Consider the following 12,813-nt stretch of genomic DNA (forward strand, 5'->3'; position numbering starts at 1 on the left):
TTTCCATTACCAATAATATGTATATATATGTTTAACTCTCCCAGTGGTGGGAATATACATACTAGATTGAATGAGAGGAGAGATTTTACATGGCAAATCATTCTACAGAGGAAAAAATGGAGTCGAAAGTAGACAGTGCGTTAGACAATATGTCTCAGGACAAGAAAGAGGATATTCTTTCAAACTTTGATCGTTTCAAACAATACTTAGGTAATAAAGTTTCCTTGGCTGATAAGTTAGGGATGAATGAAGAGCAGCAAGCTAAGGCAGCCCAGAAGGTAGGGGACTATCTTGCAGCACATGAAGAGCCTAAGAATAGAGAAGAGAAGTTATTATATGAATTATGGAAAGCGGGTAACAAGGATGAGCAGCATATGCTTGCCCATATGTTAGTGAAGCTTGTTCACGCTGAATCATAATCGATTTCAATAAAGGTAAGGGCATCCGCTTGGGTGCCCTTTGTTTATGACTTTGATAGATGAAGGGTGGGATCAACTTTAACAGTGACATTCCCCTTGATTGCACGGGTGATCATACAAGACTGCTCGGCTTTCAACAACAGTTTTTTAGCAAGGGAGATGTCTTTTTCTGTAAGGGAGGGGACTAATGTCAAGACAGGACGATGAATGATTTCCTTATACGTAATAACTCCTTTTTCCACTTCTACAATTCCTTCAGATGTCATCGTTAAGCCGGTTTTCCCGATGTGGCTTCGTTCAAGCATTGCGGCCAGTGTAATGATGTAACATGTAGCTGCAGCCCCCAGAAGCATTTCATCAGGGTTTGTTCCGATCCCAGGGCCGTCCATTTCCGGTGGAATCGATATTGTTGTTTCTAAATTTCCTGAGCTCAAGGTTCCTACATCGTTTCGTAAACCCGGCCAATCCGTCGTGATATGAAAAGAGTGTCGAGTCATAATTAAAGCCTCCTAGTTTGAGTGATATGACTATTGTAAACGCCTTAATGGATGAGGGCAAAGAAAAAAGACCCTACAGAGTAGGGTCTTCGTGAGTAGCATGAATTATGCTTTAGTAACGTTAGCAGCTTGGTCGCCACGGTTTCCTTGAACGATTTCGAAAGAAACTTTTTGACCTTCTTCTAAAGTTTTGAATCCTTCGCCTTGAATAGCTGAGAAGTGTACGAACACGTCGTCTCCACCTTCGCGCTCGATGAATCCGAAACCTTTTTCTGCGTTAAACCATTTAACTGTACCTTCTAACATAATGTTACCTCCTCGTGTGTTCTCCACACAATTGTATTACTATTCTTGCTCATGTAACTTCAAGGCGAAAAGCTTTAAAAACTTTGTCTATCCTTCCATTCCGAACAAAAATAATTCTCTTACATAATATCAGGTAACCATATAAAAGGCAACCCTTACGAATGATGGAAATAAAAATAGGCCGATAGAATGCGTGAATATTACGTCATTTATTTTCAAAGGTTCGTACGTACATTCCACAGCTCAGGGAAGAACCGATGGTCCAGTACCTTTTTTAAATAGCCTACTCCGCTTGATCCTCCCGTGCCCATTTTATGCCCGATGATCCGTTCAACGGTTTTCATATGTCGGAAACGCCATTGTTGAAGCCAATCCTCAATATCGATCAATTTTTCGGCTAATTCGTATAAATCCCAATATTGATCGGTATGCTTATAGACTTCTGTCCATGCTTCCAATACAGTCTGATCTTCCGTGTAAGGCTTCTTATAGTCCCGAAGAAGTACATCCTCGTGAATGGGTAAGCCTGCTTTTGACAGGGCGAGGATGGAAACATCATAGAGGGAAGGGGCTTCGTATGCCTCTTTTAGCTGGGCTAATAACTCAGGATCCTTCTTATAAATTTCCAGTACATGTTTCGTTTTGTATCCGAGAGCAAATTCGATCATTCTATATTGGTAGGATTGAAATCCTGAGGCTTGCCCAAGACTATCCCTGAACTCGACATACTCTGAAGGAGTAAGTGTGGATAGTACATCCCAGGCATGAATGATTTGTGATTGGATTTTTGAAACGCGTGCCAACATTTTAAATGCAGGAGAAAGTTCACCTTTTTGAATGGAAGTGATACTAGCCTTGATTTCATGAAGGATCAATTTCATCCATAACTCGCTTACCTGATGAATGATAATGAATAACATTTCATCATGGTGACCGGATAAACGTTTCTGACTATGGAGTAGTGTATCCAGACCAAGGTATTCACCATAGGTCATTTTATTAATAAAGTCTGTGTATACATCTTCATTCCCCATTATTTCCTTATTGTTGCCCATATCAATTCTCCCTTTCCTTTCGTCTGTTTTAAACAGTGATGCAAGAAATTTTCGTTCTAATATTCATTTCTTGAATGAACGGGAGAAATCCTTTATTAGTTTTGGATGTTTTCTATTTAATCATATGAAAATACATCCCCAATATAGAAAATAACGATAATATTGAATGATTTATAATGCATAAAGGTGAATGGTATGGAAAAATTTATCTTTTTTTCTCATTAAAATTTATGGGATTTGTTAAAAAAGGGGCTTTTCCATTATTCTAAGTATTTCTCAACGCTTACCATATTGAAAGGGAAAATGAAGAAAGGACAAATGCTCATGCAAATCAGATCAATAATGATTGAATTGTGAGTGAAAGGGGAAAATAAGAATATCATTCCTATATAGGAGTTTAAAATCATGAATATCTTACATCATATCAAGATGGTGACCGTTCGTTTTTTTAAAGAACGCTTCTTCGATCATTCTGCACAGTTGGCGTATTATTTGTTATTATCCATTTTTCCGTTTTTAATTTTTGTCTTCTCGTTGATTAGTTATCTGCCCATTTCAGAAACCAATGTATTGCTTCTCATTAAACCATTTGCACCTGATAAATCGTACGCCATCATTCAAAATAATATAGATCGTATTTTGTATGACCAACGGGGAGATGTGTTGTCCATTTCCATCTTCTTTACGTTCTGGCTTTCCTCTATGGCCGTCCAATCCATGGTGAGATCATTGAATAAAGCGTATAAGATTGAGAGGAAGAAGCCCTTTCTGGTTGCGTTATTGTATGATCTTTTATTGACAGTCGGTTTTATGTTCCTTATTTCTTTTTCTCTTATCGTACCGGTGGTCGAGGAATATATCCGTCACGCACGATTCGCAGAGGGGAGGATTAACGGAGAATGGAGTCAAGCATGGGTCATAGGAAAATGGGGCTTAAGTTCACTCTTTATGCTCATACTCTTCCTGTTTCTATATATGGTTGTTCCAAGTAAACGAATTTCCTTCCTGCATGTCATTCCCGGTGCACTAGTCGCTACCTTTGGCTGGCAGGGGGTTTCCTGGTTATATGGTACGTATGTGAAATTGAACGATTATTCCCAGTTTTATGGTCAGTTGGGCAGTGTCATTACGTTGGTTGTATGGTTCTACATTTCTTCCACGATTTTATTGATTGGTGGATTATTGAATGGGAGTGTAGCTGGGAAGAAGGTGAAATAGGAGAACCGCTTGGCTTGAATGCCAAGCGTTCTCCTATTTTTTTACGTATGGTTTTCTTCCCTCATCATTAAGACAAGCTTTTTCGAAATGACAAGTAATACGAAGCCCAGGATGATGGCTGTGGCACCGATGACAGCGAAGATTTCCAAATATCCCAGCGTAGCTGTCAGGGAAGCCAATTGTCCCGCAAGAAGGCTCGCCACACCTATCGCAGCCATCCAAACGCCCATTAGCAGGGAGGCAATCTTTACTGGTGCTACTTTACTGACAAGGGACAAACCAACTGGTGAAAGGAATAACTCTCCCAGTGTGTGAAGCAGATAAGTAAAGACGATAAATAACAGGTTTGCCTTTACGGTAATATTTTGTTCATCCGAACCCGTTTGCATCACTGCTGGAATGAGAATCATAAATCCGAGTCCAAGGAGAATCATTCCGATTCCCATTTTTGTCGTCATGTTCAAATCCCCTCGATTTGATCTTGAAAGCTTAAGCCAGACACTTGAGAGGATCGGTGCCAGGATCACAATGAACAAGGGATTAACTGACTGGAACCAGGCAACGGGTATAGTGTAGCCGAAAACTTCCCGATCGATGAAGTTTTTAGTGTACAAAGTGAACGAGCTTCCTGCCTGTTCAAAACCAGCCCAGAAGAAAACGACAAAGCAGGCGAGGATGAGAATGGCTGTTGTACGCTGCTTTTCCTTTTTCGTTAAAGGAACATTCTGGTTTTCATTCGCTTCTTCAGCTAACGTTTTATTAGGCTTAAGCCCAACGGTTCCGAGATACTTATTATTTAATGTACTAAAGATAATTTGTCCGGTAACCATTCCGATGGAGGATGCAAGAAATGCCCATTTAAATCCATAGTGCATCGTTCCATCCGATAGCGTTGTGAGGAATAAATCCTCTGCAAGAAAACCTGCAATCAGCGGTGCGAATAACGCTCCCAGGTTAATCCCCATATAGAAAATCGTAAAGGCCGCATCCTTTCGTTTATCGTGTCGTGGATAGAGCTCCCCGACGAGGGTTGAAATATTCGGTTTAAAGAATCCGTTTCCGATCACTAATAGGGCTAATCCGGCATACAAACCTATTTGGGAGTGGGTCAGGAAGATTAAGAAATCTCCACACGCCATTGTAATACCCCCAATGGTGATCGCCTTTCTTAACCCAATATAGCGGTCCGTAAGCCACCCTCCGAAAATTGGGGTGAAATATACACTACCTGTATAGATACCATAGATGGATAATGCCTTCGCGGGATCCACACCTAATCCTCCGCTCACAAAAGCGGTTGTTAAATAAAGGACAAGAAGAGCTCTCATTCCGTAGTAACTATACCTCTCCCATAATTCAGTAAAAAATAGAAGATATAGTCCTTTAGGATGTTTCTTTCCCTGAGGTAAACTGTCCAATGTAGATGAGTTCACTATATCACTCCCAAGTAATGTGTATTGAATACTGTTAGGTATAAGACGAACAGTAAACTTTCTTCCAAATCCTTTCATAGTATTCCCGTTCATGTCATAGGCATGTACAAAAAGGAATGGAGGAAAATATGATGTTTAAAGGATGTTTATATTGCGGTCATACCACAATAAATGAAAGCGAATTATTCATGAAAGAGGAATATGGTGATCAATTGGTATATCCCCATGGACAGAGGTTAGGGGGGAATGTGGCCATTTACAGCTGCGGACAGTGTGGATTTGTTCATCCTTTCATTAAAGAAAAGAGAAAGAAATTTGAAAAGGAAGCTGTTAAGGGATTTAACGACATTCGATGGAATATTCGGTAAACATGATTTGTAGTAATCTGGCAAATGACGGTATAATACGGAAAGGGAGGGAGTCAAATGAATACATATCCGGATACAAAGAGAACACTTCAATTAATTAAGGAGCTTGTAGAAATTCCAAGTCCTTCAGGAAACACGAATAAGATCATGAATTTTGTTGAGGAATATCTTTCAGACTTAAATGTAGAAATGAAAAGAAACAGAAAAGGTGCGCTTATCATTTCGCTTCCTGGTGAAGACTCAGGAAGACATCGCATGCTGACGGCACATGTGGACGCTCTTGGCGCAATGGTAAAGGAAATCAAGAGCGATGGCCGTTTGCGTTTATCCATGATTGGTGGATTCAGATGGAATGCAGTCGAAGGGGAGTATTGTCAGATTGAAACCTCTTCAGGCAGAACTTACAGTGGAACGATTCTGATGCATCAGACTTCCGTTCACGTTTACAAAAATGCAGGTGAAGCAAAACGGGACGAAACGAATATCGAAGTTCGTATTGACGAAAAGGTACGCAATGCCGAAGAAGTAAGAGGGCTTGGTATAGAAGTGGGGGACTTTGTTTCCTTCGATCCACGTGCTGAAATTACTGAAAGCGGATTTATTAAATCCCGCCATTTAGACGATAAGGCAAGTGTAGGTATGCTTCTCTGCTTGATTCGCCAAATCAAATCAGAAGGAATCTCTCTTCCTTATACGACCCATTTCTTAATATCCAATAATGAAGAAATCGGATATGGGGGGAATTCTAATATTCCTGACGAAACCATTGAATACCTGGCAGTGGATATGGGAGCAATCGGTGATGGTCAATCAACGGATGAATACACCGTATCTATTTGTGCGAAGGACTCGAGTGGACCTTATCACTACGAGTTACGTAAGCATTTAGTATCATTGGCTGAAGAGAATGGAATCGATTATAAGGTAGATATTTATCCGTATTATGGATCTGATGCATCAGCGGCGATCCGGGCTGGATTTGATATTGTTCACGGACTGATAGGAGCAGGTATCGATGCTTCTCACGCATATGAACGGACACATGAATCATCGATTCTTCATACAGAAAAATTACTTTGGCACTATGTTCAATCGAAGATGGTTGCGGAATAGAAAAGAAGTCCTTCATCCCCCAATAGGAGATTGAAGGACTTCTTATTGTTTTAATTCGTATAATTGAGGGTAGGTGACATTTGTGTGAAAAAAGTTTGTTTTGATTTTAGGAGGTATTTCTCTTATCAAAGCTAAGATGATAAGATAAAATAGATACAATATTAATTCAAATGAGGTAAGAATATGATTACATATAACCTGTTAGACAGCATTAAATTAAAAACCATTTACGGTGAATTACCTTCAGAAATAAAAGAAATTCATGTAGATTCCAGAAAAGTGACAGAAGGCAGTATGTTTGTATGTACAAGAGGCTACACAGTGGATGGGCATGATTATGCACAGATGGCCATTGAAAAAGGAGCCACCCTGATTGTTGCAGAAAAACAATTGGACATTGATTTAAATGAAGCGGCATTGGTCGTTGTCAAAGACTCCTTCAAAGCCTTGGCGCAATTATCGAATAAGTATTATGATTACCCTTCCCAAAAGTTAACGGTTTTCGGTATAACTGGTACAAACGGGAAGACCACAGTAAGTAACCTGATCCACTCCATTCTGAAAAAAGACAACCGGAGCTCCGCATTATCCGGTACCATCGGTTTTAATTTAGACGGAGAGCTGCTACCGAGTGAAAACACAACCTGTGACAACTTAACTAACCAGCAGATGCTTCAAAGAGCAATAGATCGCGATATTGAGAATTTTACCCTTGAAGTATCCTCACATGGACTCGCCTTGGGAAGATTATGGGGTATCGACTTTGATGTAGTGGCTTTCACCAATTTAAGTCATGATCATTTGGATTATCATGGGACGATGGAACATTACGGATATGCGAAAGGGTTATTGTTCTCACAACTGGGTCAAGACTTACAAAATCCAAAGTACGTTGTTCTCAATGCAGATGACGACTGGTATGAGCGCTACAGTTACATGACTCCTCATGAAGTAATCAGCTATGGACTTGAAGGGCACGCAGACTTTAAGGCAGAGAACGTGGAGTATTTTAATGATTTGACGAAGTTCACGCTGATTTCTCCTCAAGGGAGCTTTGAGGTGGAAATGAAGCTATTAGGGAAATTCAATGTATACAATGTCCTTACAGCTATGGCATGTCTGTATGCGAGGGGTATGGAAGTATCCAGACTGGTTGAGATTGTTCGGGACCTTCCACCTGTCAGTGGCAGAATGGAGAAGGTGGAAATGGATGCACCACTGTCTGTTTACATTGATTATGCACATACGCCGGATGCAATCGAAAACGCCATTCAATCAGTCCTGCCGTTTAAAGAAAACAAAATCATTTTCCTTGTCGGTACAGGAGGGAATCGTGATAAGACAAAACGTCCTACCATGGCAGAAAAAGCATCACTCGCAGACTATGTCATCTTAACGACAGACGACCCGAGATATGAAGAGTACGACAGCATTCTAGAAGATCTTGAAAAAGGGATGCAGCATGAACAATATGCTTTAATAGGGGATCGCGCAGAAGCAGTTAAGCATGCAGTGGAGGTAAGTGAACCCGGTGATATCATCATCTTTGCAGGTAAAGGTCATGAGGATTATCAAATCATCGAAAATACGAAATATCCTCATAGTGACAAAAATATTGCGATAGAAGAAAGCAAGTTGAGGTACGGTGTAACCGAATAATCTTCTCCTGAGTAGCAGACCAATATGATAAATGTTGGTCTGTTTTTTTGAATATGAACATAGACGCCTTTCATAAACTTTGGTAAATTTAAACTATATATTAAACAATGAGAGAATGAAGCTTATGAGATTTTCGTTGTATTTAAATGATTATGAAACAGAGAAATTGTTTTCTACTTTGAGGTGGCTGTTTGTAGTGATTGCTACACTCCTATTTTACGCCCCTCCCTTTTCAGATAATATCTCTACGAACAAAGAGATCTTCCCCTATTTATTGATATCCGGTGTCATCTATATGCTTGTGACTCAAATCGCACTAATACGGGCAAGGGATGATAAAAGAAGTCTTCAAATCATCTTAAAAGCGGGGATCATATTCGATTTCCTGGCATTGATCTGGCTGATGTTTCTATCAGAAGGGATACATAGTCCGCTTTATCCGATTTCAATTTTGTTTGTCATGCATGCAACGATTTACTGGAGAACGAAAGGGGCCCTCATTTCCCTTGTTGTATTCAGCCTCGCATATCTATTAATGGGGATCATGACCGTCAACTTAAATGAATTTCAACATTATTTCACACTTTCTTTTAATTTGTTTTTCCTTTGGATCATCGGTCTTTTTGGGGCGTTGATCATGCTGCGGGAGCGTGCACATTATGTGCAAAAGGAAGCCTATCATCATCTCGCCCATAGAGATTATTTATCTGGCTTATTCAATCAACTATCATTTCAGGAAAAGTTTAGAAAGAAAGTGGATGCGAATGAATCCTTCACCATATTCCTGGGTGACATTGATGATTTCAAAAAAGTGAATGATGAATATGGTCATTTAACAGGGGATGAAGTCATTCGAAAGGTAGGGGAAGTTTTTCGTACCCTCTCGGAGGGCTATAAGGGACAGGCATTTCGATATGGCGGAGAAGAATTTGTCATCCTATTGCCTCATATGGATGACAAAGTTATCCACCAGTTTTTGAGGGAATTATACGACAGGTTGGAGTCCTTACAGCCTCTGCCGATTTCTATGAGTTTCGGTCAAGCCGAAACGACTGAAGCCAACGACCCTGAAAAGCTTATCACACTTGCTGATCAAAGACTTTATACAGCGAAGAAATCCGGGAAAAGAAGAACCTGTCTTTCAGATGATGAGTTGTTTATTCCATCCGCAGTCTAGAATGAAAAGAAGCTGTCCACCCAGTGGACAGCTTCTTTTTTGATCGTATAAATTATACAAACATACCAGCAATTGCAGCGCTTAGTAATGAAGCGAGTGCACCGGCAATGACGGCTTTTAATCCTAAGCGGGCGATATCTCCTCTGCGGTCAGGGGCAAGGTTTCCAAGTCCACCAAGTAAGATACCCAATGAAGAAAGGTTCGCAAATCCACAAAGAGCGAATGAGATGATGGCTACCGCTTTATCTGATAAGTTACCGATTTCAGGAGCGAACGCGGAATAAGCAACGAATTCGTTGATGACAAGCTTTTGTCCAATGAAGTTTCCTGCGACAACTGCCTCACTCCAAGGAACACCAATTGCAAAAGCAAGTGGAGCAAAAGCATATCCAAGTAATAGTTCAAGTGAAAGGCTGTCAAAACCGAACCAACCACCTACAAACCCTAGTAAACCATTAATGAGGGCAACGAGTGCAATAAACGCAAGTAGCATCGCACCGATATTAAGTGCTAATTGAAGCCCGACGCTGGCACCTTTGGCAGCGGCATCGATCACATTTGCCGAATCAGAATCCGCTTCCATATCAAGCTCTTTTGGTTCAGGCGTATGATCTGTTTCAGGTACAAATAACTTTGCCATTACGAGTCCGGCAGGAGCTGCCATGAAGCTTGCTGCCAATAAATATTCCAGAGGGACACCTAATAAGGAATACCCGACTAATACGGAACCGGCAACGGAGGCAAGTCCGCCTGTCATGACTGCGAAAAGTTCCGATTCAGTCATTTTAGATAGATAAGGTCTTACTACTAACGGAGCTTCTGTTTGTCCGACGAAAATATTCGCTGCAGCAGACAGTGACTCCGCCTTTCTTGTTCCTAACAGCTTTGCCAATCCGCCACCTAAAATTTTGATGAAAAATTGCATGATCTTAAGATAGTAAAGAACTGAAATTAACGCAGAAAAGAAAATGACGACAGGAAGGACATTAAATGCAAAAATAAACGCTATATTGGATTCTTCTGTATAAAGACCACCGAAAAGGAAGGTGATCCCTTCGTTTGAATAATTGATTATAGCGTTTACACCCTGAGTCAACCATTTAAGAGAACTCTGACCCCAAGAAGTTTCTAACACGACAAAAGCGAAAAATAGCTGTATAGCCAGTCCTCCAAGGACGGTTCTGAAATTGATACGCTTTTTGTTCGTGGAAAATGCAAAAGCAATTCCCAGAACGACAATGATACCCATGATACCCCATAAATATTGCACTTCTTTCACCTCTTCAAAATGTAAGTTTGTAACTTGATGCTTTCGGTTTTTTATTTTACAATTCTTTCAGACGTCTGACAACCTACAATTACACGATATTATCAAAGTTGTACGGACAACATCGTCATTAGTATGCGTCAATAAAGCGTTTTCATGAAAGGGGATACAAATTATGAAGATCAGAAAAAATTTTTTGGAAGGCTTGGAACAAAAAGTATATATCTACGAAAACAAGAAAGAAGAGTTCATTTTGATTGCAGTGCCTGATATTCAATGGTCTTATTCTTTTACCTATGAAGAGGAAGATATACAAACAAAATTATTCCATTCATTGCAGGAGAGGGTTTCAGAAGAAACAGCATCTACATTAAGCTCCCGGATTGTTCAGTGGACACGTGAAATGTAATAAAAGCCTGGATAATGAATGCGAATGTCGTCCCGTTCATACTAATAGGAGATGATCTGTGAAACCGACCTGAATGACCAAGGTTTTGATTCTTTGTTGCATTGTTACTTTAGAACGAATATGATGAGAAAGTGACAATGACGAGAAAGGGTTTTATGAATGAAAATAGACTTTATACAGGAAGTTCAGTCAAGACGAACTTTCGCTATTATTTCCCACCCGGATGCTGGGAAAACAACATTAACAGAGCAACTTCTTCTTTTTGGAGGAGCGATTCGAGCAGCTGGAACTGTAAAAGGAAAAAAATCAGGGAAGTTTGCAACATCTGACTGGATGGAAATCGAGAAGCAAAGAGGGATTTCGGTCACATCTTCTGTGATGGCATTCGACTATGATGATTATCGGGTGAATATCCTGGATACACCAGGTCACCAAGATTTTTCTGAAGATACGTATAGAACCTTGATGGCTGTTGATAGCGCGGTTATGATCATTGATTCAGCCAAAGGAATCGAGGCGCAAACCTTAAAGCTTTTTAAAGTTTGCCGCATGAGAGGGATACCGATCTTCACCTTCATTAATAAGCTCGATCGTCAAGGACGTGAGCCGTTAGAATTATTGGAAGAGCTTGAAGAAGTACTGGGAATTCAATCCTACCCGATGAATTGGCCAATAGGGATGGGGAAAGAATTTTTAGGAATCTATGATCGATTCCATAATCGAATTGAGCAATTCCGTGTTGAGGATGAAGATCGCTTTATACCCTTAAACGATGAAGGTGAAATTGAAGGCGAGCACCCTCTTAAGGAAAGCAATCTATATGATCAAACTCTTGAAGATGTTCTGCTTCTGAACGAAGCAGGAAACCAATTTTCCCGTGAACGCATAGCAAATGGAGAGCTATCTCCTGTCTTCTTCGGTAGTGCATTAACGAATTTTGGCGTTCAAACGTTTCTTGAAACATATTTACAGTTTGCACCGTCTCCACAGCCAAGGAATTCTGATGCAGGTGAGATTGAGCCGACAGCAGAGGAATTCTCTGGTTTTGTGTTTAAGATTCAAGCCAATATGAATCCCGCTCACCGTGACCGGATTGCATTTGTCCGTATATGTTCAGGTCAATTTGAAAGAGGGATGACTGTTAATCTTTCCCGAACAGGTAAATCCATTAAGCTTGCCCAGTCTACACAATTTCTTGCAGATGATCGAAGCACTGTAAATGAAGCTGTGAGTGGGGATATTATTGGGGTTTATGATACGGGTACGTATCAAATCGGTGATACGCTTGTTCAAGGAAAGCAAGGCTTCCAATATGAAAAGCTCCCTCAATTTACTCCAGAACTTTTTGTTCGTGTTACAGCTAAAAACGTAATGAAACAAAAACACTTCCAAAAAGGAATTCTTCAACTGGTTCAAGAAGGGGCCATTCAATATTATAAGACCCGCACGGAAGATATCATTCTTGGTGCAGTCGGTCAGCTTCAGTTTGAAGTATTTGAGCACAGAATGAAAAATGAGTATAACGTTGATGTCAAAATGGAACCGATTGGATCAAAAATAGCAAGATGGATTGAAAATGAAGAAGATGTTAAGGAAACAATGTCAAGCTCTCGAAGCATGCTGGTGAAAGACCGTCATGACAACCTTGTCTTCTTGTTTGAAAATGATTTTGCCATGAGATGGTTCAATGATAAAAATCCTGATATAAGACTATATAGTTTGATGTAAAGTCTGTAAGCACCCCTCAAGAATCGGATCTGGAGGGGTGCTTTTTAAGTTCCGGGAATTCAGGGTGTCCCCTGGAATCGTGTGAGCATTATCATGTGAAATAATCCTAAAATAAAGGGATATTAGTGGCGTTGTTTAGGTAAAAAGTCATAGTATATACTTAT

The 12,813-nt window shown here is 40.2% G+C and carries 13 protein-coding genes; 8 read left to right on the forward strand and 5 right to left on the reverse strand.

The window, feature by feature from the left end:
- Window positions 1-89 precede the first annotated feature (89 nt).
- A complete protein-coding gene (locus ACCB35_RS08020; RefSeq protein ID WP_374056469.1) occupies window positions 90-419 on the forward strand; it encodes a DUF3243 domain-containing protein in 330 nt (109 codons plus the stop codon).
- 44 nt (window positions 420-463) lie between these two features.
- Here the strand turns inward: ACCB35_RS08020 and ACCB35_RS08025 are convergent, their stop codons facing one another.
- The 3 genes from ACCB35_RS08025 to kynA form a co-directional block, all read right to left on the reverse strand.
- Entirely contained in the window at window positions 464-916 is a 453-nt protein-coding gene (locus ACCB35_RS08025) for an SACOL1771 family peroxiredoxin (protein ID WP_374056470.1), read from the reverse strand.
- 105 nt (window positions 917-1,021) lie between these two features.
- Complete coding sequence (locus tag ACCB35_RS08030; protein ID WP_034763568.1) at window positions 1,022-1,222, reverse strand: cold-shock protein; 201 nt, start codon at window positions 1,220-1,222, stop codon at window positions 1,022-1,024.
- Window positions 1,223-1,437: 215 nt separating this feature from the next.
- Window positions 1,438-2,277: a tryptophan 2,3-dioxygenase gene (kynA, locus tag ACCB35_RS08035; RefSeq protein ID WP_374056471.1), complete on the reverse strand. Its 840-nt coding sequence runs from the start codon at window positions 2,275-2,277 to the stop codon at window positions 1,438-1,440.
- Between the two features lie 405 nt (window positions 2,278-2,682).
- On the opposite strand from kynA, the gene ACCB35_RS08040 reads away from it, so the two are divergent.
- A complete protein-coding gene (locus ACCB35_RS08040) occupies window positions 2,683-3,495 on the forward strand; it encodes a YihY/virulence factor BrkB family protein (RefSeq protein WP_374056472.1) in 813 nt (270 codons plus the stop codon).
- 41 nt (window positions 3,496-3,536) lie between these two features.
- Here ACCB35_RS08040 and ACCB35_RS08045 read toward each other — a convergent pair whose 3' ends face one another.
- Window positions 3,537-4,931 carry a peptide MFS transporter gene (locus ACCB35_RS08045; protein ID WP_374056976.1) on the reverse strand — a complete coding sequence of 465 codons (1,395 nt, stop codon included), beginning with the start codon at window positions 4,929-4,931 and terminating at the stop codon, window positions 3,537-3,539.
- 125 nt (window positions 4,932-5,056) lie between these two features.
- On the opposite strand from ACCB35_RS08045, the gene ACCB35_RS08050 reads away from it, so the two are divergent.
- The 4 genes from ACCB35_RS08050 to ACCB35_RS08065 all read left to right on the forward strand — a co-directional run bounded on the left by ACCB35_RS08050 (window position 5,057) and on the right by ACCB35_RS08065 (window position 9,245).
- The gene (locus tag ACCB35_RS08050) at window positions 5,057-5,296 is read left to right on the forward strand and encodes a hypothetical protein (RefSeq protein WP_374056473.1); all 240 of its coding nucleotides are present in this window, start codon (window positions 5,057-5,059) and stop codon (window positions 5,294-5,296) included.
- Window positions 5,297-5,353: 57 nt separating this feature from the next.
- On the forward strand, window positions 5,354-6,409 hold the full coding sequence (locus ACCB35_RS08055) for a M42 family metallopeptidase (protein ID WP_374056474.1): 1,056 nt from the start codon (window positions 5,354-5,356) through the stop codon (window positions 6,407-6,409).
- A gap of 183 nt (window positions 6,410-6,592) precedes the next feature.
- On the forward strand, window positions 6,593-8,068 hold the full coding sequence (locus tag ACCB35_RS08060; RefSeq protein WP_374056475.1) for a UDP-N-acetylmuramoyl-L-alanyl-D-glutamate--2,6-diaminopimelate ligase: 1,476 nt from the start codon (window positions 6,593-6,595) through the stop codon (window positions 8,066-8,068).
- A gap of 124 nt (window positions 8,069-8,192) precedes the next feature.
- Complete coding sequence (locus tag ACCB35_RS08065) at window positions 8,193-9,245, forward strand: GGDEF domain-containing protein (protein ID WP_374056476.1); 1,053 nt, start codon at window positions 8,193-8,195, stop codon at window positions 9,243-9,245.
- A 52-nt stretch (window positions 9,246-9,297) separates the two neighbouring features.
- On the opposite strand, the gene ACCB35_RS08070 is transcribed toward ACCB35_RS08065, so the two are convergent.
- Window positions 9,298-10,515: a NupC/NupG family nucleoside CNT transporter gene (locus ACCB35_RS08070; protein WP_044337631.1), complete on the reverse strand. Its 1,218-nt coding sequence runs from the start codon at window positions 10,513-10,515 to the stop codon at window positions 9,298-9,300.
- Window positions 10,516-10,687: 172 nt separating this feature from the next.
- Here ACCB35_RS08070 and ACCB35_RS08075 point away from each other — a divergent pair, with 172 nt between their 5' ends.
- Both ACCB35_RS08075 and ACCB35_RS08080 read left to right on the forward strand, forming a co-directional pair.
- Window positions 10,688-10,921 (forward strand): YueH family protein, encoded by a 234-nt coding sequence (locus ACCB35_RS08075; RefSeq protein WP_044337630.1) that lies wholly within the window; start codon window positions 10,688-10,690, stop codon window positions 10,919-10,921.
- A 159-nt stretch (window positions 10,922-11,080) separates the two neighbouring features.
- Window positions 11,081-12,649 (forward strand): peptide chain release factor 3, encoded by a 1,569-nt coding sequence (locus tag ACCB35_RS08080; RefSeq protein WP_374056477.1) that lies wholly within the window; start codon window positions 11,081-11,083, stop codon window positions 12,647-12,649.
- The last annotated feature ends 164 nt before the right edge of the window (window positions 12,650-12,813 follow it).

Source organism: Rossellomorea sp. FM04394, assembly GCF_041889765.1.
Taxonomy (GTDB): domain Bacteria; phylum Bacillota; class Bacilli; order Bacillales; family Bacillaceae_B; genus Rossellomorea; species Rossellomorea aquimaris_B.

Bases quoted from the DNA above. Each gene is read 5' to 3' on its own strand.
- ACCB35_RS08025 (WP_374056470.1), bottom strand. From the start codon at position 916: ATGACTCGACACTCTTTTCATATCACGACGGATTGGCCGGGTTTACGA.
- ACCB35_RS08030 (WP_034763568.1), bottom strand. From the start codon at position 1,222: ATGTTAGAAGGTACAGTTAAATGGTTTAACGCAGAAAAAGGTTTCGGA.
- ACCB35_RS08080 (WP_374056477.1), top strand. From the start codon at position 11,081: ATGAAAATAGACTTTATACAGGAAGTTCAGTCAAGACGAACTTTCGCT.
- ACCB35_RS08020 (WP_374056469.1), top strand. From the start codon at position 90: ATGGCAAATCATTCTACAGAGGAAAAAATGGAGTCGAAAGTAGACAGT.
- ACCB35_RS08055 (WP_374056474.1), top strand. From the start codon at position 5,354: ATGAATACATATCCGGATACAAAGAGAACACTTCAATTAATTAAGGAG.
- ACCB35_RS08075 (WP_044337630.1), top strand. From the start codon at position 10,688: ATGAAGATCAGAAAAAATTTTTTGGAAGGCTTGGAACAAAAAGTATAT.
- ACCB35_RS08060 (WP_374056475.1), top strand. From the start codon at position 6,593: ATGATTACATATAACCTGTTAGACAGCATTAAATTAAAAACCATTTAC.
- ACCB35_RS08050 (WP_374056473.1), top strand. From the start codon at position 5,057: ATGATGTTTAAAGGATGTTTATATTGCGGTCATACCACAATAAATGAA.
- ACCB35_RS08065 (WP_374056476.1), top strand. From the start codon at position 8,193: ATGAGATTTTCGTTGTATTTAAATGATTATGAAACAGAGAAATTGTTT.
- ACCB35_RS08040 (WP_374056472.1), top strand. From the start codon at position 2,683: ATGAATATCTTACATCATATCAAGATGGTGACCGTTCGTTTTTTTAAA.
- kynA (WP_374056471.1), bottom strand. From the start codon at position 2,277: ATGGGCAACAATAAGGAAATAATGGGGAATGAAGATGTATACACAGAC.